Source organism: Qipengyuania sp. L-5Y (assembly GCF_056859455.1).
This window is the reverse complement of record NZ_JBSXOM010000032.1, coordinates 484,835-507,145: the sequence shown is the minus strand read 5'-3', so window position 1 is coordinate 507,145 and position 22,311 is coordinate 484,835. Positions and strand designations below refer to the sequence as shown.

The following is a 22,311-nucleotide window of genomic DNA, read 5'->3' as shown; positions in this document are numbered from 1 at the left end:
TTGCCAGTGGCAGGGTTGCATGGCGGGAGCAAGAGGTGTGGCCGATCAGCGGGATCGCATGCGCATCGAGCGTACGCATCAAGCCACCGAAGCGAACGTCGCCCGGGGCGGGGCCCAGGGAAACACAAAACGGCCGTTAGCCGTGATGTGTAGCGCGCTGGATCGAATCGATGACTTCGGCCGGAGGACAGGGCTTGGCTAACGCCAGCGCGCTGGGGAACCGACGGGCCACTTCTGCCGGGGTCATTTCACCCGAATGGAAGATCACCGGCACGTTCTCGGCGATCATCTGCTCGGCGAGGGGGTAGACTATGCCGTCTTCGAGCTGAACGTCCAGAATGGCGATGTCCGGCTTGTTCTTCTGAAAAGCCAGCATAGTGGAGGACAGATCTTCGAACGGGCCTTCGACGATATAACCGGCTTCTTCGACTGTGTGACACAGGTCACAGCCGATTATGAACTCGTCTTCGGCAACGAGCACGCGCAATCGCTGTCCCATCCTTGGTCTCCTCGTGTTCGACCCAAGTAAAGGAATACCACACCAATCGATTCGTTCCGAATTTCAGGAGAGCTTGCCAAAACGTTCGACGAACCCTGCCTCATCTCCGACAGATAGATATTTAGCCTGGTCTACCCAGTTGTCGCGGCGGATGCGGCCCTGGAAGCGGCCAAGATTGGCATCGATGCGATCGATCTCTGCGTCATCCCATTGCGCGATTTGCGATAGGGTGGTCACGCCCATATCTTGCAGCGTCGCGGCCAGCTTTGGACCCAGACCCTTTATCCGGGTGAGGTCGTCGCCAGCCGATGGTGCCGGTGTCGACATCGTTGGAACACCTGCAGCAGGCTGCATCGGAGTTGCGGCAGGCGCGCTGTCGATTAGCGCCTTGTTACGTTCTGCAGGTGCCGCACCTTCGTCCAGGACATCGCGGCTGGCGCCGGTCACACGCGTGCGGCGAGAAGCACCGAACACGTACCAGGCGATGACCAAGCCGACCAGCAGTGCGGCAACGATCAGGGGCCAGTAGGTCTGGAGTAATTCGTTCATCGATCTATTCCTCGTCTTGGTCGTGATTGCCCCAGATGACCCAACCGATGCCGATCCCAGCACCGTAGGCGGCGATCATCAGGGCAGCGAGTTCGAACCACAATGGCATGTCAGCGTGCTCCCGGAGTGTCGACCGGGGTGGGGCGGACGGGTTCTGTGCGAATAACGGAGAATTCGATGCGGCGATTGGCTGGGTCGCTGGGCGTCAGCCCTTCGACGGGCTGGCGCGAACCCACTCCGGTTGCCCGCAAGCCATCGCGGGGGATACCGCGGCGAACCAGTGCTTCGCGAACGACCTCGGCCCGTTCCACGCTGAGTGCCAGATTGACCTCATCGCTTCCTTGCTGGTCAGTGTGCCCGGTCACGGCGATGAGCGAGCCGAGACATGGTCGCAGCGCTTCGGCCACCTCGTCAATCAGGACCTGACTGGCAGGCAGAAGCGCGGTGCTGGCTTCTTCGAACCGTATTGATCTGCTGCGCAGCAACCCTTCGACGTCTTCCTGGCAGTGCAGCGGTTGATAGACTTGTTCGCGGCTTTCCGCCCTGCTGGAACCATCGCTCCATCTGACGCCGCCAACGCCGGGCACGGCGTATACGGCCTGTGCGACATCGGCGCGCGTGGAATCGTTGAGCGTTTCGCCCCCAGACAGGATGGGATGGCGCGTGGGAAGACCGCTTTCCGTCGCAAAGCGCGCAGTTACCTTCCCGCCACCTGCCTGTTCGATAGCGGCCGCCGATTTTGTTTCCAGACCTTCGATGAAGCCGGGTGCCATAGGTTCGGCCAGCAGATAGGCGCTGGCGCCGGTCAATACGGCTCCGGCAAGGATGACGAGGGATGGGCGGATCGGCATGGCATGGCTCTTAGCCATCATCCGCCCTTCCTGCCAAGGACGCTATTCCAGCCCGTCAGCCGTCCTTACCAACTGAACAAACTCCTGCCGCCAGAAATCGGTCTGTTCACCAGCAAGCGCGGCGATTTGCGGATAAGAAAAATCGGACAACATGGGATCGCCGCGCAGCTTCTGACCGAATGCCGCTACGGCAGCGGCAAATGCGAAATCACCACTTGGCGCGCGAGTAGTCTGTAAAGATGAGCTGGGCAGCGTGCTGGTGATTAGCGTGGACGTGTCGCCGTCGGGCTGTTTGTACCGCAACTTGATGAAGGCCGCTTCGGCGGCGAGTTGGCTGGCCTTTGCAGCTGGCTGGTCCTCGTATCGACGCGCCGGGATCCAACCCTTGCCGCCAACCGGAACCACCTCGTAAATCGCGGTGACCTGATGGCCGGCGCCGATGTCGCCCGCATCGATCGCATCGTTGTCGAAATCCTCTTCGCGCAGGATGCGGTTTTCGTAACCGATCAGGCGGTACTGGCTGACCACTGCCGGATTGAATTCGACCTGGATCTTCACGTCCTTGGCGATGGTAACGAGCGTGGCGCCCATTTCATCGCCCAAGACCTTGCGGGCTTCCAACGCGCTGTCGATATACGAGTAGTTGCCATTGCCGTTATTGGCGACCTGTTCCATCATCGCATCGTTCAGATTGCCGCGGCCGAAGCCGAGTACAGATAGTGTGACGCCGGTTTCGCGTTTTTTCTCGATCAGTTCGATCAGAGATTCCCTGTCCGAAGTGCCGACATTGAAATCACCATCAGTCGCCAGGATTACGCGGTTGACGCCGCCGTCGATCCGGTTCGCTTCGGCCACGCGATAGGCAAGTTCGATGCCCGCTCCGCCGGCCGTCGATCCGCCTGCTTCCAGCTGGTTGAGCGCGTCCTTGATCTTGCGTTCGTCATTCGTGGGTTCGAGAACGAGACCGGCGGCCCCTGCATAGACGACGATCGAGACGCGGTCCTTGTCGCTCAGCATGCCGGCAAGCTGACGCATGGCGGTCTTGACCAGCGGCAGCTTGTCGCGGCTGGACATGGACCCGGATACATCCAGCAGGAAGACGAGGTTTGCGGCCGGTCGTTCCTGTTCCGGCATCTCGTAGCCAGCCAGCCCGATCCGCAAGAGGCGCGAACTGCTGTTCCAAGGTGTTACAGCGACATCGGTATTGACGGTAAAGGGCTGCGCGATGCTGTCCGGGCGTTCATAATCATAACGGAAGTAGTTGATGAATTCCTCGGTCCGAACCGCGCCTTTTGGCGGCAAGCTTCCTTCCGAGATAAAGCGACGCGCATTTGTGTAGGCGCCAGTATCCACATCGACCGAGAAGGTGGATACGGGCTCGTTGGCTACAACCTTTACTGACGACACCTCTTCACCGTCATACCGGTCTCGGCTGGGCGGCGTCGGAACGAATACCGGCGGAAAATAGCGGTAGTTAGCGTCTGCAATGGATGTTTCAGTTGTATCCGGAGCCGTTTCTTGCTCCATTCGAGAGCCGGAAACTATCACAGCCTGCGGCGCCATGAGCGATGGCGGAGGTGGCGGAGGCGGGGGTGGCGGCGGAGGAAGTTTGCCATCCGTAGCAGTGGTACGGGCGCCGGTTGTGACGATTTGTTCGCCACCTTGCTTTGACGCACAACCCGCGATGAGTGCGGCAGCAGCGCAAGCGGTGGCAAGATTGGCGAAACGCATATGATGTCCTCCCCAAGACAGTTGGCTTGATATAGAGTTACATCATCAAGGGGTTAATGCGGACTGAACGTTTCCTGTCAGCGACGAAAGCCTTCAATCCGCAGCCGCTTCTTCCTTATCCAGATTGCGCTTGAACAGGACACGATCTTCCGGCCCGAAGCCACGTCGCCAGATAATAAGACCGTAAACGCCGAGGATTGCAGGGATGCCGATGATCAGTTCGGCCCATTCGGGCAATCGCGTGGCGAGCCAACCAACAAGGACGGCGGGGGCTGCTGCCCATACCAGCGGCCAGCGGAAGGTGTTGATCCGCTGGCCGAGAATTTTCGACAGCAGCATGGCCTTGACCAGGCTGGCGGTGCCCAGAGCCAGCATGAGCGCAATTGCCGCAGCAGCTGCTTTGAAAGGTTCGCCGTAGCCGCCAGCAACCATGGCCTCGATCAGCACGACCGTCAGTATGGCCTGCAGTGCAATAGTGGCGATCGAGATCCACAAATTGCGCACTCGGGCGACATAAACCAGTACCGCTTCCGATACGACAGCGGTAGCAGCGACGACTTCTGCCGCGAGCAGGAATGCGAGGGCGCCCGTCCCGCCGACGAATTCCGGCCCGACCAACCCCATCACCGCTTCACCCGGGACACCCAGTGCGAGCGCGATACCTGCCTGCATCGCCACGATCCAAAATCCAACCTGGCAGATCTGGCTTGCGATGGCTTTGTAGTTCTTGGTCTTCAGGTTCTTGGTAATGACGGGGCCGAGGATCGGTTCGAAACTGGTCTTGAGCTTTTGCGGCAGGCTGGCGACCTGCTGGGCAATATAATAGACGCCTACTGCGGCAGGAGCCGCGAAGAGGCCAAGGATAAAGATGTCGACACGCCGCGTGCCCCATTCAATCGCATCTGCAGTTGCTAGTGGCAGCGCCCGGGCGGTCATCTTGCTCATATAGGTGGGGTGGGGGCGCCATTCTTTCGGGGCGCCATAGCTGCGAAAGAAAGACCAGAGCCCGGTAGCCAAGCCTGCGTAGATCGATGCCAGATATGCCATCGACAGTCCCGATTCGCTCATCGATGGCACGAAATAGAAGGCCCCAGCCATGATCGAGATCGTCCAGGGTTCGACCACGGCGCGTGCGCGAACTGTGGTAGCAATATCGTATTTGTACGCCTGCGCCGCCAAGACGATTTCCGTCAACGCGTAGCCGGGGATCGCGAGGACGATGAACCGATCGAGTTCGGTAAATTCTCCACTGGGAAATAAGGGAGCCGGGACGAACCAGAAGAACGCGGCAGCCAGCGCCGAAAACAGGACTGCGAGCAACATCCCATCATAAACGAGGTTCGCCGGATGCACTCCCTCGCCATCGGAAAGACGCTGCGCGAGGCCCCTCTTTTCGCCCATTGCACAGATCAAGGCGACCAGTTCGACCACGACCAGCGCCGACGCGAAGCGACCCAAAGCGTCTGGACCGTAGAGACGTCCCGCGATGAAGAGGAACGGCAGACGCGCGACGAGGCGCAGAATGAAGCCGAAGAAATTTTGCCGCCCACCTTTCGCCAAGGCGGAGAGGTCTTCGTCCGGTTTTTCCGCTGTCACCCGGCAGGTCCCTGTTCTGCCCGTAGTGGCCGGGACAAAAGATCGGAAACTACTTCGCGCGGTGCTCCGCCCTCGAGCAAACTGTGCACCGCTTCGACAATGGGCATCGCAACGCCCCGCTGCTCGGCGAGTTCGACGAGCACGGGTGCGGTATGGGCACCTTCTGCAACGGTGCGGCGATCCGCCATTAGAGTATCGGCGCTCTTGCCTTCCCCCAGCGCCTTGCCGAGCGAGAAGTTGCGACTGGAAGTGGATGAGCAAGTCAATACGAGATCACCCAAACCGCACAATCCCGCCAAGGTCTCGGCCCGAGCGCCGAGTGCTTCGCCAAAACGGAGCATTTCGGCATAGCCTCGAGCAATGAGAGCTGCGCGTGCATTCTGGCCAAGACCGAGTCCGTCGACTACGCCGCAGGCGATGGCGAGAACATTCTTTACAGAACCGCCAATTTCCGCACCGATAATGTCATCGGAGTAATAAGGTCGGAAAGTTGGCCGTGCGATCATCGCAGAAATACGGTCCCACTGTTTCTCTCCGCCGTCACAGGCGAGGGTTACCGCCGTCGGCAGTCCCGCTGCGACCTCATGTGCGAAGGTCGGTCCGGAAAGGACCGCGATGGCGCTGCCCTTGGCAACATCCTTTGCGACATGGTTCATGAGTCGCCCGCTGCCGGCTTCGATGCCTTTCGAACAAAGTACGAGATCATGCGGGTGAGCAGGCATGGCAGCGAGCACATTGCCCATATGCTGGGCCGGCGTCACCACAAGCAGAGCATCGAGTTTGGCCATATCGACCAGATCGCCGGTTGCGTGGATGGTATCTGCCAAGGTGGCAGTCGGCAGATAAATCGAATTCGAGCGCGCCGAATTGATTTCGTCGACGAGTTCTAGCTCGCGCGCCCAAATGAGCACCTCCCGTCCATCGCTCGCCAGCATTTGGGCAAGCGCCGTGCCCCAAGCGCCCGCTCCGAGAACGCCGACGCGACCGTGTTGCCCGCCACTCATGCCTTTACTCCTGCGCCGCGTACCGGCTCCGCTTCGGGGTCGAGCGGCCAGCGTGGACGGGCGGAAATATCAAGGGGGTCCGACTGTCCGAGGCGTTCGATCCCTGCCCACGCGATCATTGCCGCGTTATCAGTACATAGTGCTGGCGGCGGGGCCGCGAAGCGCATGCCGTGATCGGCTGCGAGCTTTTCCAATTCGCCCCGAACGGTGGCATTCGCGGCGACGCCCCCTGCTACAACGAGCGTACCCACGCCAATCATGGATCGAAGCGCGATACGCAACCGATCGGTTACACAGTCCACGGCAGCCTGCTGGAAGCTGGCTGCTATGTCGGCCACTTCGTACCGGCCACTTTCGTGCGCGCGCAGGACCGCGCTCTTCAACCCGGCAAAGGAAAAGTGCGGTTCGCCGCTGCCGACCATCGGACGGGGGAGCGGAACGGCGCGGGGATTACCCTCCATCGCCTTGCGCTCGACCGCCGGACCGCCGGGAAATCCCAGCTTCAGGATTTTTGCCGTCTTGTCGAAAGCCTCGCCCAGCGCGTCATCGATAGTCGTGGCCAGCCGGCGATACTGGCCTACGCCGTCAACCCTGAGGATCTGGCAGTGGCCCCCGGATACGAGCAGCAGGGCATAAGGAAAGTCGATGCTTTCGTCGGCAAGGCGGGGGCTCAAAGCATGGCCTTCGAGGTGGTTTACCGCAATGAGGGGAATGTCGGTGGCCATTGCCAGTGCCTTCGCGCTGACCAGGCCGACCATGACCCCCCCGATGAGGCCCGGCCCGGCGGTGGCGGCAATCGCATTGCAATCCGTCAGCGCGATATTGGCATCGGTGAGCACGCCGTCGATCATCGGAGCAAGCCGTTCGGCATGGGCGCGCGCGGCAATTTCCGGCACGACGCCGCCGAACGGCGCATGTTCCGCATCCTGCGATGCGATGCGCTGCGCCACGATGCGACGATCGCTGTCGACGAGTGCGACTGCGGTTTCGTCGCACGAACTTTCTATGCCAAGAACCAGTGCCATCCCGCTTTCCCTTAGCGGCATGGCTCGCTAGGGCAAGCGGACCCTATGCCAGTCCAACCTATTCTCCGACTTGGAACCCGCCGCTCACCGCTTGCCATGGCGCAGGCGCACGAGGCGCGTGCACGGCTGTGCGCAGCTCATGGCTGGGACGAATCGGCAGTCGAACTCGTCCCCGTTGTGGCGAGCGGCGACAAGGTGCAGGATCGTCCCCTGGCGGAGATCGGTGGCAAGGCGCTCTGGACCCGCGAACTCGATCAATGGCTGGTGGAAGAGCGTATCGATGCCGCGGTCCATTCGATGAAAGATGTCGAAACCATTCGACCCGATGTCATCGCTATCGCAGCGATCCTGCCTCGGGCGGACAAGGCGGACCGATTGCTGGGGGCTGCCTCGATAGCCGAAATTCCGGCAGGCGCACGGGTCGGTACCAGTGCGCCGCGCCGCGCCGCACAGCTATTGCATCTGCGCCCGGACGTGACGGTAGTTGGCATTCGCGGCAATGTGGCCACGCGTATGGCGAAATTGAAAGCGGGGGAGGCTGATGCAACATTTCTGGCAGCGGCCGGTCTCGATCGTCTCGGAGAAGACGATGTCGGCGTGCGGTTAGACCCACAGGTCTGGTTGCCTGCTCCGGCGCAGGCCGCGATCGGGATTGAATGCCGGCGTGACGACGCGCGAACGCGCGAATTGCTGGCTGGCATCGATCACGTGGAAAGTCATGCGGAAATCGCTGCGGAACGCCGCCTACTCGAAGGACTTGGGGGATCGTGCAGCAGTCCGATCGCGGCGCTGTCGCGGATATCTGCGGGGCTGATCGAATTGAATGCGGCAATCTTCAGTCCCGATGGCACAGTGCGTATTGCCGATGCCGCCGAATTCGAGGTGGGCGACGATCAGGCCCCCCTCGAACTTGCGCGGACGCTGCTGAACAATGCGCCGCCCGAAGTTGCCGAACATTTCGGGGAAGCGACATGAAGACACTGTTCCTCTTTCGGCCGGAGCCGGGCTGGTCGGTCAGTTCGAAAACGGCGCTGGACATGGGCCTTGATGTATCGGGAGCGCCCTTGTTCACGGTCGAACCCGTCGATTGGGAAGTGCCGGATCCCGAACAGTTCGACGGCCTGCTGATTGGCAGTGCCAATGTGTTCCGTCACGGCGGAAAGCAGATCGACCGGCTGACCAAATTGCCGGTCCACGCAGTGGGCGATGCAACCGCCGATGCTGCGCGAAATGCGGGTTTTCTGATTGGCCGGACAGGGCGGGGCGGATTGCAATCCCTGCTGGACGAACTGGATGGCCGCGAACTCAATTTGCTGCGACTTGCGGGCGAGGACCGCGTAACCTTGCGCCTGCCGGAAAAGATCAGGATAGAGACGAAGATCGTCTATCGAGCTGTCCCGCAAAGCATGACGGACGACGATATCGCGCGGCTGCGCACGGGCGGCGTCGTTGCGCTGCATTCCGGCGCCGCGGCCGAGCGACTGCAGGTTGAATTCGACCGCCATGAAATGGACCGATCGCAAGTCGATCTGGCAGTGATCGGGCCCCGTGTCGCGGAAATGGCGGGCGAGGGTTGGCGATCCGTCGAAATTGCAGACGCCCCCGGAGACAGCGAGCTACTGGCCTTGGCGCGAGCTTTGTGCCAGACCGACGAGTAATGGGCTGGAGGGTCCGCGTCAGCGGGACGAGTGGGTCGCAGAACGGAAGCACATGAACGATTACACCAGTACCCGGCGCAAGGGGCCTTCGGCGAAGCCCGTGCTTGTGGCCGTGCTTGCAAGTTTCCTGCTGGGCGGGGCCTTGGCAGGTTATGCCGTCTACTCCATGACGGACCGCGCGCCCGCCGCAACGGGTAACGCCCCATCCAAGCCGCAAACGCTGTCCAGTCCGGCTTCGTCTCCCGTACCGACCCCCAAGGCGACGGCAAGCCAGGCGGCACGGGAAGCGGTACAGCGTGTTGCCGAACAGCAGGGCGGTATCGACAGCCGGCTGGCTGCAGCGGAGCAGCGGCTCGCGCGGCTGGACCTGCAGGCTCAGGCCGCAGCCGGCAACACGGCCCGCGCTGAAGGATTGCTGATCGCCTTCGCCACGCGCCGCGCTCTCGAAAAAGGCGCGGAGCTCGGTTACCTCTCCGACCAGTTGAGATTGCGCTTTGGCGATGCGATGCCCAATGCAGTGGACACGATCATCCGCACCAGCCGCAATCCGATTACGCTGGACCAGCTGATAGCGCGGCTTGAAGGACTTTCGCCGCGGCTTTCGGAAACCAACGGTCAGTTCGGCTTTGCGCGCCTGAGCGAGGAACTCTCGCAGCTATTCGTTGTGCGCCGGGAAAGCGCGCCGTCTCCGCAACCGCAGCGCCGGCTTGATCGGGCGCGTTTGTTCCTCGAAAGCGGGCGGACGGATTCTGCTATTGCCGAGGTTCGCAATCTGCCCGGCGCCAGCAGCGCGGAAGGTTGGATCCGCGACGCAGAGCGCTATGCCGCTGTGCAGCGTGCGCTCGATCTTATCGAAACCGCTGCGGTGCTTGAGCCTCGCCGGCTACGCGACGGGGCGGGGAACAGGATCGAACAGCCGAGCCCCGCTGACGAAAGCTAGGCTTTGAGCAGTTCGGGAAGCTTTCCCGAAATACCGCGGGCTTCGTCCATGAAGAAGCGCTTGAGCCAGCCCGAACGCTGAATTCCTGCCATGCCCAGACGGCGTACGGCGCTTGCCGATTTGCCGGGTACACCGAAGATCCGTGTCAGGCTGTCGGTCGCGCCCATGACCATCAGCGCATCCAGCGCCCGCCATTCTTCATATTTCTTGAGCACCTGTGCATCCCCAAGATCGAGACCGAGCCGGATTGCCTCGTCGAGCACTTGCACCAGCGCTCCGACGTCCCGGAGGCCGAGATTGAGACCCTGACCCGCAATCGGGTGCATACCATGCGCGCTGTCGCCAATCAGCGCGAGGCGATGCTCTACGATTTTCGCTGTATGCTGGAAGCTGAGTGGATAGGACGACCGTCCACTGTTGAGCGTCAGTTCGCCGAGCAGGTCGCCCATGCGTTTGTGGACTTCGGCCAGGAAGGCGCGATCGGACAGTTTCAATACACCCGCCGCATCCTTCTCGTCGACCGTCCACACCAGTGCACTGCGATGCTGGCCGGCCGGTCCATCGAGCATGGGCAGCAGAGCGAAGGGACCGTCAGGGTAGAATATCTCCCATGCCACGTTCTCATGAGGCTTGCTGTGGTCCAGGCCGGCGATCATGGCGCGGTGGCTGTAATCCCAGCTCGCCATCTTGAACCCTGCCTCATCGCGGCTGGGCGATCCCCGGCCTTCGGCACCAACCATCAAGGCTGCTTCGAGTACGCGGCCATCACCAAGGGTGGCCGACACGCCGAACTCGCCCCGCTCGCGTGAGACGATTTCAACCGGTGCATGCCATTCGATCAATGGTTCTTTCGCTGCCGCTTCGTGCAGGGCAAGGCGCAACTGGCGGTTGGCGAACATCCGGCCCAGCGTGCCCTCGTGCGGTTCAGGCCTGAAGTCCAGCCGACCGGATTTCATCTGGTCCAGGACGGCGATGGCTGCGATGTCGCACCCATGCGGCTCAAGGACTTCGTGAAGCCCGAGATGACGAAAAAGACGCCAACTGGCGGTGGAAATCGCGGATGCGCGACCGTCGAAACCTTCTGCGGTCAGGCTCGCCGGATCGGCCCGATCGACAAGATGGCTGGACAGCCCTTTTTTCGCAGCGGCCATCGCCAGTGTCATGCCCACCAGGCCGCCGCCCAGGATCAGCAGGTCTCGCTTGTCTGTCATAGGGTGTGTCCCTAGAGCGGCGGACGTGACCCACGCAAGGATTATGGAGCGGTTTGCCGCACTGGCGATGCTGGTTTTGCTGGCGCTCGCGCTGCCGGCCAGTGCGCAACAGGAAATTCGCGGGCCCGGCAGCGACCGGATGCCGGTGGAAATCGCGGCGGACGGTGCGCCGGTGCCCGGCGATACGTGGATGGTCGCGCTACATTTTTCACCATCGACGCCCGAATGGCACGGCTACTGGTCCAACCCCGGCGATGCCGGCCTCGGTATGCAGCTCGACTGGCAGCTGCCGGACGGATGGGAGGCGGGCGACGCGCTGTACCCTTTGCCGCATCGGTTGGTAATCGGCGGCCTTATGAACCACGTGTACGAGGGCGAATACGCCGTGCTGGTACCGGTTTCGGTGCCGTCGGGCGCTGACGTGGGCAAGGCCGGTCCGATCGCGGTTACGGCGAGCTATCTCGCCTGCACGGATACTATTTGCGTCCCCCAGCAGGCGAGGCTCTCACTGGATCCCTCGAGCATTTCGGCTGATCCGCGCTTTGCCGGTTGGCAATCCGCCATCGTGCCGCAACTCGACAGCCCTGCGCATTTCGAATTCACGGCGACGCATCTGCGTGTTGGAATTCCCATTCCGTCCGAAACAGCGCTCGGCGATCTGCATGTTTTTCTCGGCACGGGCGAACTGGGTGAGGGCGACAGGCCCATTTACACCGCGACGCAAACTTTCATCAGCGAAGGCAATCTACTGGTTGCAGAAATTCCGATCGAGCGCCTGGCACAGACAAGCAGTGCCAACCCGGGTGCCGATCCAAGACCCGCAACGATCGGCGGCATACTCGATCTGGGCGAGGGTCGCGGAGTGCGCTTCACTGCGCAGCCGGGGGACGTGCCGCTAGAAGGGGCAAAGCCGATCCGTGGCGGTGATGCGGAACCGGTGCTTTGGCAATTGCTTCTCGCTGCATTGGCAGGCGGTCTGTTGCTGAACGTCATGCCCTGCGTCTTTCCAATCCTCAGCCTCAAGGCGCTGGCACTGGCCAAGGCCGGTGGCGAAGAACGCGGGGCGCGGCGCGATGCTCTTGCGTATACAGCCGGCGTAGTGAGCGCCTGTGCTGGGTTGGGGGCTGCGATCCTGTTACTCCGTTCGGCGGGTGAACAGGTGGGCTGGGCATTCCAGTTGCAGCAGCCAGTCGTCGTGGTCGGCCTGTTCTTGCTGTCGCTGGCGATCACGGCCAATTTCGCCGGATTATTCGAAGTGCCGGGAGTAGCGATTTCGGGCGGAGCGCCGTCCCGCGGCGGCTCGTTCTCGACCGGCTTGCTGGCCGCTTTCGTCGCGACACCCTGTACGGGACCATTCATGGCCGTGGCGCTTGGTACTGCGCTCGTTATTCAACCGATCTATGGTTTGCTGGTCTTTGTCGCACTTGGCGTCGGTTTGGCGCTACCGTTTCTGCTGATTGGCTTCGTTCCCGCTATCCGTCGCCGTTTGCCGAAACCGGGAAGCTGGATGGAAACCTTCCGTCGCTGGATGGCCTTGCCCATGGGCCTCACGGCAATCGCCTTGGCATGGCTGGTGTGGCGGATCGGGGGGGCGGGATATCTGGCGCTCGTGGCATCGCTGGCCGTGCTCGTGCTTGTCGGTCTGGCGGTGATCGGCCGTTTTCAACGGGCCGGTCGCGGCAGCGCGCGAATGGCGATGGTGGCCCTGCTTGCCGTGATGGCTTTGGGCATAGTGGTATTGCCGAAGCCCGAAGCGCAGGCGGCGTCCGAGGCAAGCCTGCTTGATCCGGTCGAGTATAGCGAAGCGGCGCTGACCGAGGCGCGAACGGCGGGCAAGCCTGTGTTCGTATGGTTTACCGCCGACTGGTGCGTCACCTGCAAGGTCAATGAGGGTGTAGCCATCGAACGCGAGGCTACTCGAGCTGCTTTCGAGCGGGCCGGGGTCGTTGCCATGCGCGGAGATTGGACTCAGCCCGATGAGGAAATCAGCCGGATGCTGAACGAGCAGGGGGCCGCCGGCGTGCCGCTTTATCTTTGGTACGAACCCGGCGGCGATGCCGAGCAGTTGCCGCAGGTGCTTACGCCGGATCTTCTGGTGAAGAAGGCGCAGGCATCGGCTGCTCCGCAGTAAGCGGTTCGGTAAGATTGCGACAGCGTTCGACCAATTCGCCGGGCAACGCACTCGCATTGAGAATGACGCTTCCCGCGCCGGGCACCGTCGCTTCTACCTCGCGCCGTCCGGTCAACGCGTCGAGCCGCCGGTCGTCCGCTTCTATGGCGCCTTCCCAGCGCCATATATCGCCGATCTGCACAGCATCGATATTGAGCCGCGAAACGTGGCCATTGCCGATCAGGGCAAGGATCGCCTTGGCATGGGCATCCGCCCGGGCGAAGCGCGTATAGCCTAGCATGGGCTCGGTGCCGTCGCTGAGGCACTCGATCGCGAACAGGGGATGTTCGCCGGGATTGCCGTAGAGCAGCCGTGCGCCTTCTTCGGCCGGTGCCCAGATCGCGTCGTCCGTGTCGGGGGAATCGATCGGTTCCGATGGGCCTTCAGCGGGCTCGTCGATCCTCGCACGCTCGATATAGTCGTCTGAAGCCGGCGGCTTGCAAGCGGCCAGAATCGCGAGCGGAAGGAGGGCGAGTGTGCGACGCATTTTTGGCCTATGACACAGGCGTGACGGCGTTCAAGCTGCCAGCCGAAGCTATCCTCAGCGTCCGCTGCGAATGAAGGCGCGAATATCGCTCGACAGCTTGGCCCGATCCTCGTCGCGCACATACATCATGTGGCCGGCATCGTAATAATGGAACTCCACCCGGTCCTGCGGAATGCCCGTCCGGTTCAAAGAGTATTCCGCACCGAAAAAGGGCGTGGCGAAATCGTAGTATCCTTGCGCGACGAAAGTCCTGAGGCCGGAGTTCTGTCGCATGGCCTGCCCGATGAAGGGGGCGACGTTGAGATAGGCGCCGCGTCCCTGATTGAGCGTCCACTGCCAGTTGCGGCCCGGTTCTCGACCGATGGACTGGTATTCGCGATCGGTTTCGAAACCCAATGTGTCCCGTGCCCAGCTGTTGATTGCCGCAGTATAGCCTGCATCGATGCCGTAGAAGCTGGGATCGTCGTCAGGGTACTCGCCTGCATTGTCGTAATCCTGGCCGGTATAGCGAGAATCGAGCCGCCCGATGGTGAGGCCCCGGTCGCGCAGCAGTTCCTTGTAGAAACGCTGGTCCGTCACGCGCAGGTCGGCATTGTCCAGATATTGCTCGGACAGGCCGGTCAGGCGCGACAGTTCGGCGCGGACCGATGCCCGTTCCGCATCGGGAAGATCCTGTCCCTTGAGCAGCGCGGTTGCGAACGGCCCGATCGCGAACTGGCGCGCTTCCTCCACGATCGCTTCGACCGAGGGGGCCTGGACCTTACCATGATAATAGGCCGCGGCCGCCATGTTGGGCAGGGTGACCACATAGGCGAGCTCATTGCCCGGTGTGGGCTCGCGTCCTGCGAAATCGAGGATCGTCGAGATCAGGATCAGCCCGTTGAGCCCGACGTCGTTGTACGTCGCGCCTTCCAGTTCGCGGGCTACCATCGCGGTGCGTGTGGTGCCGTAGCTTTCGCCGCCAAGATACTTCGGGCTGTTCCAGCGGCCGTTGTTGTTGAGCCACAGGCGTATGACCTTGGCGACCGCCTCTGCGTCGGGCTCCAGCCCGTAATACTTCTTCGGATCGGTGCCGTCGGTCAGATAGCTGAAGCCGGTCCCGGGGGGATCGATGAAGACGAGATCGGCGACGTCGAGCAGACTGTCGGGGTTGTCGAGCAGCGGGTAGGGCGGCGCGCCATCGTCGCGCGCGTCGGAGGGGATCGCGACGCGTTTGGGGCCAAAGGCACCCATTTGCAGCCATACCGAGCCCGAGCCCGGGCCGCCGTTGAAGAGGAAGAAGACGGGGCGCGCGGTGTCGCGGGGCTGCTTCACGTAGCTGGTGGTGACGATGACCGCTTCCGGCTTGCCGTCGTCGGCCTTGAGCACGGTCTCGGCGATGGTGGCCCTGTAGGAAACGCGCTGCCCGCCGAACGTGCCCGTCATGTCGCGGGTGCGGACCTGCGGTTCGATGGTGAGGGGCTGTTCGGCGGCCGCCGCGGCGTCGGTGCTGTCCTGTGCAGCGACGGCCTGCGGGGCCAGCGTCAGGGCGGTGGCGGCGCACAGGCCGGCGAGAATACGGTTCTTTGTCACGGTGTTCGGTCCCCCTTGTCGGACAGTCTATGAGGGGGGAGGCGAAGCCGCGTCAAATACGTCCGTCGATCAGGGTTTGCCGCCCATCCGTTTATAGCGGGTCTTTCCGTAGCGCGTCTTGCGCGTTCCCGGACGCCCGGCATCGCTGCGACCGACGCGCGGAGCTTTCTTTTCCTCGTCTCCGAGGCCGAGCTCGTCATTCTCGAGGCGGCGGATTTCGTCACGCAGGCGCCCGGCTTCTTCGAATTCGAGATCGGCAGCAGCCGTACGCATGCGCTTTTCGAGATCTTCGATGTAGGCCCGCAGATTGTGGCCGACGAGATTGTTGCGCTCGTCATCGCCCGTATCGACGGTGACGCCGTCCTGTGCGGCGGTATGGGCGACGATATCGGCGATCTGGCGCTTGATCGTCTGCGGCGTGATGCCGTGTTCTTCGTTGTATTCGCGCTGCTTTTCCCGGCGCCGGTCGGTTTCGGCCATCGCCCGTTCCATGCTGCCGGTGATGCGATCGGCGTAAAGGATGACGCGGCCTTCCACGTTTCGCGCGGCACGGCCGATGGTCTGGATGAGGCTGGTTTCGCTGCGCAGGAAGCCTTCCTTATCGGCATCGAGAATACAGACGAGCCCGCATTCGGGAATGTCGAGACCTTCGCGCAAAAGGTTGATACCAACCAGCACATCGTAGACGCCGAGACGCAGGTCGCGGATCAGTTCGATACGCTCCAGCGTTTCGACATCGGAGTGCATGTAGCGCACGCGAACGCCCGCTTCGTGCATGAATTCGGTCAGATCTTCCGCCATGCGCTTGGTCAGCGTGGTGACAAGCGTGCGATAGCCCTTGGCGGCCGTCGCCTTGCATTCTTCGATGCAGTCCTGAACCTGATCTTCGACCGGCTTGATTTCGACCGGAGGGTCGATCAAGCCGGTGGGGCGGATGACCTGTTCGGCAAAAACGCCGCCGGTCTGTTCCATTTCCCACGTGCCCGGCGTGGCGCTGACCGCGAAGGTCTGCGGGCGCATCGCGTCCCATTCGTTGAACCGCAGCGGGCGATTGTCGATGCACGACGGCAGCCGGAAACCGTATTCGGCCAAGGTGATCTTCCGGCGGTGGTCCCCGCGCGCCATCGCGCCGATCTGCGGCACGGTCTGGTGACTTTCGTCGACGAACAGCAGGGAGTTTTCAGGCAGATATTCGAACAGGGTCGGCGGCGGTTCGCCGGGCAGGCGGCCGGTGAGGAAGCGGCTGTAATTCTCGATCCCGGCGCAACTGCCCGTTGCCGCGATCATTTCGAGATCGAAATTGGTCCGCTGTTCGAGGCGCTGAGCTTCGAGAAGCCGCCCTTCTTCGTGCAGTTCCTTCAGCCGTTCCTGCAATTCGAACTTGATAGCTTCGGAGGCCTGCTTCATCGTCGGCCCCGGCGTGACGTAGTGCGAGTTCGCATAGACCCGCACCTTGTCGAGGCTGGCGCCCTTCTTGCCGGTCAGCGGGTCGAATTCGCTGATCTCCTCGATCTCGTCGCCAAAGAAACTGACGCGCCAGGCCATGTCTTCATAGTGGGACGGGAAGATTTCGAGATTGTCGCCGCGGACGCGGAAATTGCCGCGTGCGAAAGCCGCATCGTTGCGCTTGTACTGCAAAGCCACGAGCTTGCGGATGAGCTCGCGCTGGTCGACCTGCGTGTCCTTCTTGATGTCGAAGATCATCGCGGAATAGGTTTCGACCGAACCGATACCGTAGAGGCAGGATACGGAGGCGACGATGATCACGTCGTCACGTTCAAGCAAGGCGCGCGTTGCCGAGTGGCGCATCCGGTCGATCGCTTCGTTTACCGAGCTTTCCTTCTCGATGTAGGTGTCGGACCGCGGGACATAGGCTTCGGGCTGGTAATAGTCGTAATAGGATACGAAATATTCGACGGCGTTTTCTGGGAAGAAGCTCTTGAATTCGCCGTAGAGCTGCGCAGCCAGAATCTTGTTCGGCGCGAGGATCAGCGCGGGGCGCTGCAATTCCTCGATCACCTTGGCCATGGTGAATGTCTTGCCCGATCCGGTAACGCCGAGGAGCACCTGCGTCTGTTCGCCATCCTTGGCGGCGCCCGTCAGTTCGGCAATCGCAGTGGGCTGATCGCCGGCCGGCGTATATTCGCTGACGAGCTTGAACTTCTTGCCGCCCATCGATTTTTCCGGGCGGGCAGGTTTGTGAGGGACGAATTCGCCGGTTGTGTCGGGTTCTTCGAGGCCGCGGCGGATGACGAGTTCACTCATATGCGCACATATGGGGAACATGGGAGCAAGGCGCAACGGTGCTTGCCAAGGGCGATCCGACTGCTAGCTTTCGGGCACCAATTCGGGAGAATATTCGATGCGCCGTTTCGTGATTGCCGCTGCCGCCAGCCTGACTCTCGCCGCCTGTGGAGGCAGCAATGCGGACGCCGATGGCGATGGCGAGATCAGTATGGAAGAGGCAGCCGCAAGGTCGGCCGACATGGTCCGACCGCAGCCGGGCAAGTATCGCGCCACGGTGGAATTCGTCGACGTATCCATGCCCGGAGCGCCCGAGCAGGTGCAGGACATGATGCGCAGCATGTTCGACAAGGAAGCACAATCGCACGAATACTGCCTGACCAAGGAAGAAGCGGACAAGGGCTTCGAGGAAATGGCCCGGCAGGCGCAGGACAGCAATTCGGATTGCACATTCGAAAAATTCGATGTCGAGGGCGGCAGCATCGATGCGGTCATGAACTGCAAGGCGGAAGGGCAGGGCACGGCCCGCATGGTCATGACGGGAACCGGCACCGAAACATCGTCGGAAATGAACATGACCATGAACGGCGAAGGGCCGGACGGTCAGACCATGACCATGACGATGAAAAGTTCGCAGCAGCGCCTGGGTGATTGCGACGCTTGAATGACGAATTGAAATTCGGGAGCCATTAATCGGCTTCGCGCATTATTACGCGGTGATGGCAACGTTACCGTTCAAAGACACCGTGATCACGCACCGCGAGGAAATCGCGCGACGTTGGGCGCTGGCCGCCGAGCCATGCCCCGACGACGCGTGCGGACCGCGCTGGCAGCTGATGCTGCGGGAATTCCTGTGGCCGATCGAACCGTTGCGCCGTCTGGTAGGCCCGCCGCTGGAGATCCCGGCGGCCCAGACCCCGAAGACCGTGATGTTGCTGCCCGGGTTTGGCGCCCATCCCATCCGTATGCGGTGGATGGCACGCAAGCTGGAAAAGGCCGGGCACATCACCAAGAAATGGGGGCTGGGCTATAATTTCGGCGCCACCCAGGCGCGGTTCCAGATGGTCGAGCGCCGTCTGGTCGATATCTATCGCCGGACCGGCACGCCCATCTATCTGGTCGGATGGAGCCTGGGCGGCGTCATGGCGCGCGAACTGGCAAAGGCCCATCCTGACAAGGTCGCCAAGGTCGTCACGATGGGATCGCCGTTTTCCGGCAGCCCGCGAGCGAACAATGGCTGGCGTGCCTATCAGGCGATTGCCGGCCACCGGGTCGATGAACCCGAGATCGATACCGTCGTCCATGAGAAACCCCCCGTCGAAACGGTAGCTTTCTGGAGCCCGTGCGACGGGATCGTCGATCCGCGCGCTGCCTGCGGCAAGCCGGGAGAGCGTGACCGTGCACGCGCTTTGCGCTGTTCGCACATGGGCTTCGTCCTGACAAATGAAGCGGTCGAAGCCGTGCTGGGGGAACTGGATAGGGATTAGATACTTGTTCCCTTGAAGGGGGGCTTCCTGCCCTCGCGTCGTCTTGTCGAGGGACGACATGCACATCCAGTTCGGGGACCCATGACCGGCAGCGCCGATTATTTCGACGAAATGCGCAAGCCGGATGGCGGCGTGAGAGATGCCTACGCAGGCTATTGCCAATGGTTTGACGGACAGGACAATGCCTTGCTTCGGCGCAAACATGCCGAAGCCGAGACCAATTTCCGCAAGACTGGCATCACGTTCAATGTGTACGGCGAGAATGAAGCCGAAGAGCGGCTGATCCCGTTCGACATGGTGCCGCGCGTCATCAGCGCGGCCGAGTGGCGCAAGCTTACGCGCGGGATCGAACAGCGCGTATCGGCGCTCAACGCATTCATGCACGATCTCTACCACCGGCAGGAGATCATCCGGGCGGGCCGCATACCCGAACGACTGTTCAGCAATAATGCGGCATGGCTGCCCCACATGGTCGGCTTCACGCCGCCCGGCGGGATTTACACCCATATCGTCGGTATCGACCTGGTGCGCACCGGGCCCGATGAATTTTACGTGCTGGAGGACAATGCCCGCACGCCGTCCGGTGTCAGCTACATGCTGGAAAACCGCGAGACGATGATGGCCATGTTCCCCGAGCTGTTCATGCGCGTCCCGGTGGAGCAGGTATCGGACTATCCACGCCGCCTGGCCAAGAGCCTTGCTGCCTGTGCGCCCGATTGCACGCGCGGCAAACCGGTCGTCGCGGTGCTGACGCCGGGCATCTACAATTCCGCCTATTTCGAGCATGCGTTTCTGGCCGACCAGATGGGTGCTGAGCTGGTCGAAGGAAGCGACCTGCGGGTAGTCGACGGTCGAGTGGCGATGCGTACCACCCATGGTTACCAGCCCGTCGATGTGATTTACCGGCGGGTAGACGACGAATTCCTCGATCCGCTGACTTTCAACGAGGACAGCGTGCTGGGCGTGCCGGGCATCATGGATGTCTATCGCAGCGGCGGCGTGACCATTGCCAATGCGCCGGGGACGGGCGTTGCCGACGACAAGGCAATCTATTCCTTCATGCCCGAAATCGTCGAGTTCTATACCGGCGAAAAGCCATTGCTGCCCAATGTCGAAACCCATCGCTGCGCAGATGAGGAATCCTGCAAATACGTGCTCGACAATCTGGCCGAGCTGGTGGTGAAGGAAGTGCACGGTTCCGGCGGGTACGGAATGCTGATCGGTCCGACCGCGACCAAGAAGGAAATCGAGGAATTCCGGCGCAAGATCGTCGACAAGCCGTGGAATTACATTGCCCAGCCGACGCTGGCGCTTTCGACCTGCCCGATCTTTACGAAGAAGGGGCTGGTGCCGCGCCACGTCGATCTGCGGCCCTTCGTGCTGGTTTCACCGGACAAGATCGACATTACGCCCGGTGGGCTCACGCGTGTCGCGCTTAAGGAAGGCTCGCTCGTCGTGAATTCAAGCCAGGGCGGGGGCACCAAGGATACCTGGGTGCTGAAAGACTGATGCGCGGGAATTCATCATGTTAGGGCGGACTGCCAACGGCCTGTTCTGGATGTTCCGCTATCTCGAGCGGGCGGAAAACACGGCGCGTCTTCTCGATGCCGGTCTGCGCATGGCGCTGACCCGCGATCTGGTGACGGCGGAGGAGGAATGGCGATCGGTCATCGCCACGGCCGGTCAGCGGGTCGGGTACGAGGCGAAGCATGCGACATATACGGGCATGCAGACCTGGAACCACATTCTTCGGGACAAGGACAATCCGTCTTCGATCCTCGCCATGTTCGGGCAGGTTCGCCAGAACGCGCGGCAGGCGCGCAATGCGATCAGCAGCGAGTTGTGGGAAGCGATCAACGAACCCTGGCTGGAGATCAAGGACCAGCTGGCGAAGCCGGTGGGCGAGAACCGCGTCATGGATACGGTCGCCACCATCCGGCGCGCCGGCACGCTGGCACACGGGGCGATGGAAGGTTCCATGCTGCGCGACGAAGGGTACCACTTCGCGCAGGCCGGCACCTTCATCGAGCGCGGCGACAGCATCGCCCGCATCCTCGACATCAAATACTACCTGTTGCTGCCGTCGCTTTCCTACGTCGGATCGAGCCTGGATACAGGGCAGTGGGATCAGGTCCTGCGATCCGTCTCCGGGGACCGCGCCTATCGCTGGCTCAACGCCGGACAGATCGATGCCCGCGGGATCTGCGAATTCCTGATACTGGACGACGGATTCCCGCGCAGCCTGGCGTTCTGCCATTCCGAACTGCGCGCCAACCTTGCCGCGCTGGCCCGGCTGCACGGCCAGGAAGGCGTCAGCAACAGCCTGATGCGCGAGGCAGATACGCGAATAGCCGACCTTACCATCGAGGACGTCTTCGATCAGGGGCTGCACGAGTTCCTTGTCGACTTCATGGCGTCGAACGTCGCGATCGGACAAGCGATCGCCACAGATTACAGGTTCCTTGCCTGATGCGCCTCTCTATCCGTCATACGACTCGCTATCTATTCGACACGCCCGTGGTTCATGCGTTGCAGCGCCTGCGGCTGACCCCGAAGCAGACGCAGGGGCAGGAAATCCTCGAATGGGAGATGGAATATCACAATGCCCATCCCGAGTTCGTTTACGAGGACCAGCATCACAACACGGTAAACCTGGTCTCGGTCGAAACCGGGGCGCAGGAGGTGACCGTCACCTGCCGCGGGCGGGTGGATACCCACGATCACGCGGGCGTGATCGGGCGCCATGCAGGACATCTTCCGCTGTGGAGCTTTCTGGCGCAGACACCGCAGACGACGCCAGGCCCCGGAATGCGCAAGCTGGCCGGTGAAGTGGGCAAGCGCAGCGAAAGTCGCCTCGATACGTTGCATCACCTGTCCGGCGCGATCCTCGACCGGGTCGAATACAAGACCGGGACGACCCATTCGCGCACCATCGCCGAAGAAGCCTATGCGGCGGCAAACGGCGTGTGCCAGGACCACGCGCATATCTTCATCGGTATCGCCCGTTCGCTGGGCATTCCGGCGCGATATGTCAGCGGCTATCTGATGATGAACGACCGGGTCGAGCAGGAGGCGGGCCATGCCTGGGCGGAAGCCTATGTCGATGAACTTGGCTGGGTCGGATTCGATATTTCCAACGGGATCAGCCCGGACGAACGATATGTACGGGTTGCAACCGGCCGCGATTATCGCGATGCCGCGCCTGTGACCGGAATCAGTTTCGGCACGACGTCAACCGTGCTCGAAGTCGATGTGGCGGTAGAGCAGCAGCAAGTGCAGCAGTAATT

The 22,311-nt window shown here is 61.9% G+C and carries 20 protein-coding genes; 9 read left to right on the top strand and 11 right to left on the bottom strand.

Annotated elements, in window-relative coordinates:
- Nucleotides 1–136: 136 nt before the first annotated feature.
- The 7 genes from AC13F2_RS16170 to tsaD all read right to left on the bottom strand — a co-directional run bounded on the left by AC13F2_RS16170 (nt 137) and on the right by tsaD (nt 7,255).
- Nucleotides 137–499 carry a response regulator gene (locus AC13F2_RS16170; protein WP_234003206.1) on the bottom strand — a complete coding sequence of 121 codons (363 nt, stop codon included), beginning with the start codon at nt 497–499 and terminating at the stop codon, nt 137–139.
- Nucleotides 500–562: 63 nt separating this feature from the next.
- Nucleotides 563–1,048, bottom strand: a complete 486-nt coding sequence (locus AC13F2_RS16165) for a hypothetical protein (protein ID WP_196847928.1) — start codon at nt 1,046–1,048, stop codon at nt 563–565.
- Between the two features lie 110 nt (nt 1,049–1,158).
- Nucleotides 1,159–1,917 (bottom strand): OmpA family protein, encoded by a 759-nt coding sequence (locus AC13F2_RS16160; protein ID WP_103024410.1) that lies wholly within the window; start codon nt 1,915–1,917, stop codon nt 1,159–1,161.
- A gap of 24 nt (nt 1,918–1,941) precedes the next feature.
- A complete protein-coding gene (locus AC13F2_RS16155) occupies nt 1,942–3,426 on the bottom strand; it encodes a vWA domain-containing protein (protein ID WP_482964842.1) in 1,485 nt (494 codons plus the stop codon).
- Between the two features lie 297 nt (nt 3,427–3,723).
- On the bottom strand, nt 3,724–5,226 hold the full coding sequence (locus AC13F2_RS16150) for a lipopolysaccharide biosynthesis protein (RefSeq protein ID WP_482964843.1): 1,503 nt from the start codon (nt 5,224–5,226) through the stop codon (nt 3,724–3,726).
- Nucleotides 5,223–6,230, bottom strand: coding sequence for an NAD(P)H-dependent glycerol-3-phosphate dehydrogenase (locus AC13F2_RS16145; protein ID WP_482964844.1), 1,008 nt, complete (start codon nt 6,228–6,230; stop codon nt 5,223–5,225). Before AC13F2_RS16145 ends, AC13F2_RS16150 begins: the two co-directional genes overlap by 4 nt.
- A complete protein-coding gene (gene tsaD / locus AC13F2_RS16140; RefSeq protein WP_482964845.1) occupies nt 6,227–7,255 on the bottom strand; it encodes a tRNA (adenosine(37)-N6)-threonylcarbamoyltransferase complex transferase subunit TsaD in 1,029 nt (342 codons plus the stop codon). Before tsaD ends, AC13F2_RS16145 begins: the two co-directional genes overlap by 4 nt.
- A gap of 45 nt (nt 7,256–7,300) precedes the next feature.
- Here tsaD and hemC point away from each other — a divergent pair, with 45 nt between their 5' ends.
- Genes hemC through AC13F2_RS16125 form a run of 3 tightly spaced genes read left to right on the top strand, consistent with a single transcriptional unit; the run spans nt 7,301 to nt 9,853 of the window.
- Nucleotides 7,301–8,230 (top strand): hydroxymethylbilane synthase, encoded by a 930-nt coding sequence (gene hemC / locus AC13F2_RS16135; protein ID WP_482964846.1) that lies wholly within the window; start codon nt 7,301–7,303, stop codon nt 8,228–8,230.
- Nucleotides 8,227–8,913 (top strand): uroporphyrinogen-III synthase, encoded by a 687-nt coding sequence (locus tag AC13F2_RS16130; protein ID WP_482964847.1) that lies wholly within the window; start codon nt 8,227–8,229, stop codon nt 8,911–8,913. The genes hemC and AC13F2_RS16130 overlap by 4 nt, the downstream gene beginning before the upstream one ends.
- A 52-nt stretch (nt 8,914–8,965) precedes the next feature.
- Nucleotides 8,966–9,853 carry a hypothetical protein gene (locus AC13F2_RS16125; RefSeq protein ID WP_482964848.1) on the top strand — a complete coding sequence of 296 codons (888 nt, stop codon included), beginning with the start codon at nt 8,966–8,968 and terminating at the stop codon, nt 9,851–9,853.
- On the opposite strand, the gene AC13F2_RS16120 is transcribed toward AC13F2_RS16125, so the two are convergent.
- The gene (locus tag AC13F2_RS16120) at nt 9,850–11,064 is read right to left on the bottom strand and encodes an FAD-dependent monooxygenase (protein WP_482964849.1); all 1,215 of its coding nucleotides are present in this window, start codon (nt 11,062–11,064) and stop codon (nt 9,850–9,852) included. The two genes, AC13F2_RS16125 and AC13F2_RS16120, sit on opposite strands and share 4 nt — an antisense overlap.
- 25 nt (nt 11,065–11,089) lie before the next feature.
- Between AC13F2_RS16120 and AC13F2_RS16115 the strand changes: the two genes are divergently transcribed.
- Nucleotides 11,090–13,195 carry a protein-disulfide reductase DsbD family protein gene (locus tag AC13F2_RS16115; RefSeq protein WP_482964850.1) on the top strand — a complete coding sequence of 702 codons (2,106 nt, stop codon included), beginning with the start codon at nt 11,090–11,092 and terminating at the stop codon, nt 13,193–13,195.
- On the opposite strand, the gene AC13F2_RS16110 is transcribed toward AC13F2_RS16115, so the two are convergent.
- The 3 genes from AC13F2_RS16110 to uvrB all read right to left on the bottom strand — a co-directional run bounded on the left by AC13F2_RS16110 (nt 13,143) and on the right by uvrB (nt 17,558).
- The gene (locus AC13F2_RS16110; RefSeq protein WP_103024287.1) at nt 13,143–13,721 is read right to left on the bottom strand and encodes a hypothetical protein; all 579 of its coding nucleotides are present in this window, start codon (nt 13,719–13,721) and stop codon (nt 13,143–13,145) included. The two genes, AC13F2_RS16115 and AC13F2_RS16110, sit on opposite strands and share 53 nt — an antisense overlap.
- Nucleotides 13,722–13,775: 54 nt before the next feature.
- On the bottom strand, nt 13,776–15,293 hold the full coding sequence (locus AC13F2_RS16105) for a S10 family peptidase (RefSeq protein ID WP_482964851.1): 1,518 nt from the start codon (nt 15,291–15,293) through the stop codon (nt 13,776–13,778).
- A gap of 69 nt (nt 15,294–15,362) precedes the next feature.
- On the bottom strand, nt 15,363–17,558 hold the full coding sequence (gene uvrB, locus AC13F2_RS16100) for an excinuclease ABC subunit UvrB (protein ID WP_103024288.1): 2,196 nt from the start codon (nt 17,556–17,558) through the stop codon (nt 15,363–15,365).
- A gap of 97 nt (nt 17,559–17,655) precedes the next feature.
- Here uvrB and AC13F2_RS16095 point away from each other — a divergent pair, with 97 nt between their 5' ends.
- The 5 genes from AC13F2_RS16095 to AC13F2_RS16075 all read left to right on the top strand — a co-directional run bounded on the left by AC13F2_RS16095 (nt 17,656) and on the right by AC13F2_RS16075 (nt 22,309).
- Nucleotides 17,656–18,201, top strand: coding sequence for a DUF3617 domain-containing protein (locus AC13F2_RS16095; RefSeq protein ID WP_482964852.1), 546 nt, complete (start codon nt 17,656–17,658; stop codon nt 18,199–18,201).
- A gap of 55 nt (nt 18,202–18,256) precedes the next feature.
- Nucleotides 18,257–19,024 carry an esterase/lipase family protein gene (locus AC13F2_RS16090; RefSeq protein WP_221598613.1) on the top strand — a complete coding sequence of 256 codons (768 nt, stop codon included), beginning with the start codon at nt 18,257–18,259 and terminating at the stop codon, nt 19,022–19,024.
- A gap of 81 nt (nt 19,025–19,105) precedes the next feature.
- Nucleotides 19,106–20,533 (top strand): circularly permuted type 2 ATP-grasp protein, encoded by a 1,428-nt coding sequence (locus AC13F2_RS16085; RefSeq protein WP_103024291.1) that lies wholly within the window; start codon nt 19,106–19,108, stop codon nt 20,531–20,533.
- 16 nt (nt 20,534–20,549) lie between these two features.
- Nucleotides 20,550–21,494, top strand: a complete 945-nt coding sequence (locus tag AC13F2_RS16080) for an alpha-E domain-containing protein (protein WP_103024292.1) — start codon at nt 20,550–20,552, stop codon at nt 21,492–21,494.
- Nucleotides 21,494–22,309: a transglutaminase family protein gene (locus AC13F2_RS16075; RefSeq protein WP_196847940.1), complete on the top strand. Its 816-nt coding sequence runs from the start codon at nt 21,494–21,496 to the stop codon at nt 22,307–22,309. The genes AC13F2_RS16080 and AC13F2_RS16075 overlap by 1 nt, the downstream gene beginning before the upstream one ends.
- The last annotated feature ends 2 nt before the right edge of the window (nt 22,310–22,311 follow it).

Excerpts from the sequence above, each read along its gene's own strand:
- AC13F2_RS16170 (WP_234003206.1), bottom strand. The coding sequence starts at position 499 with ATGGGACAGCGATTGCGCGTGCTCGTTGCCGAAGACGAGTTCATAATC.
- uvrB (WP_103024288.1), bottom strand. The coding sequence starts at position 17,558 with ATGAGTGAACTCGTCATCCGCCGCGGCCTCGAAGAACCCGACACAACC.
- AC13F2_RS16155 (WP_482964842.1), bottom strand. The coding sequence starts at position 3,426 with ATGGAGCAAGAAACGGCTCCGGATACAACTGAAACATCCATTGCAGAC.
- AC13F2_RS16145 (WP_482964844.1), bottom strand. The coding sequence starts at position 6,230 with ATGAGTGGCGGGCAACACGGTCGCGTCGGCGTTCTCGGAGCGGGCGCT.
- AC13F2_RS16160 (WP_103024410.1), bottom strand. The coding sequence starts at position 1,917 with ATGGCTAAGAGCCATGCCATGCCGATCCGCCCATCCCTCGTCATCCTT.
- AC13F2_RS16125 (WP_482964848.1), top strand. The coding sequence starts at position 8,966 with ATGAACGATTACACCAGTACCCGGCGCAAGGGGCCTTCGGCGAAGCCC.
- tsaD (WP_482964845.1), bottom strand. The coding sequence starts at position 7,255 with ATGGCACTGGTTCTTGGCATAGAAAGTTCGTGCGACGAAACCGCAGTC.
- AC13F2_RS16075 (WP_196847940.1), top strand. The coding sequence starts at position 21,494 with ATGCGCCTCTCTATCCGTCATACGACTCGCTATCTATTCGACACGCCC.
- AC13F2_RS16090 (WP_221598613.1), top strand. The coding sequence starts at position 18,257 with ATGGCAACGTTACCGTTCAAAGACACCGTGATCACGCACCGCGAGGAA.
- AC13F2_RS16085 (WP_103024291.1), top strand. The coding sequence starts at position 19,106 with ATGACCGGCAGCGCCGATTATTTCGACGAAATGCGCAAGCCGGATGGC.
- AC13F2_RS16120 (WP_482964849.1), bottom strand. The coding sequence starts at position 11,064 with ATGACAGACAAGCGAGACCTGCTGATCCTGGGCGGCGGCCTGGTGGGC.
- hemC (WP_482964846.1), top strand. The coding sequence starts at position 7,301 with ATGCCAGTCCAACCTATTCTCCGACTTGGAACCCGCCGCTCACCGCTT.
- AC13F2_RS16095 (WP_482964852.1), top strand. The coding sequence starts at position 17,656 with ATGCGCCGTTTCGTGATTGCCGCTGCCGCCAGCCTGACTCTCGCCGCC.
- AC13F2_RS16165 (WP_196847928.1), bottom strand. The coding sequence starts at position 1,048 with ATGAACGAATTACTCCAGACCTACTGGCCCCTGATCGTTGCCGCACTG.
- AC13F2_RS16130 (WP_482964847.1), top strand. The coding sequence starts at position 8,227 with ATGAAGACACTGTTCCTCTTTCGGCCGGAGCCGGGCTGGTCGGTCAGT.
- AC13F2_RS16110 (WP_103024287.1), bottom strand. The coding sequence starts at position 13,721 with ATGCGTCGCACACTCGCCCTCCTTCCGCTCGCGATTCTGGCCGCTTGC.
- AC13F2_RS16080 (WP_103024292.1), top strand. The coding sequence starts at position 20,550 with ATGTTAGGGCGGACTGCCAACGGCCTGTTCTGGATGTTCCGCTATCTC.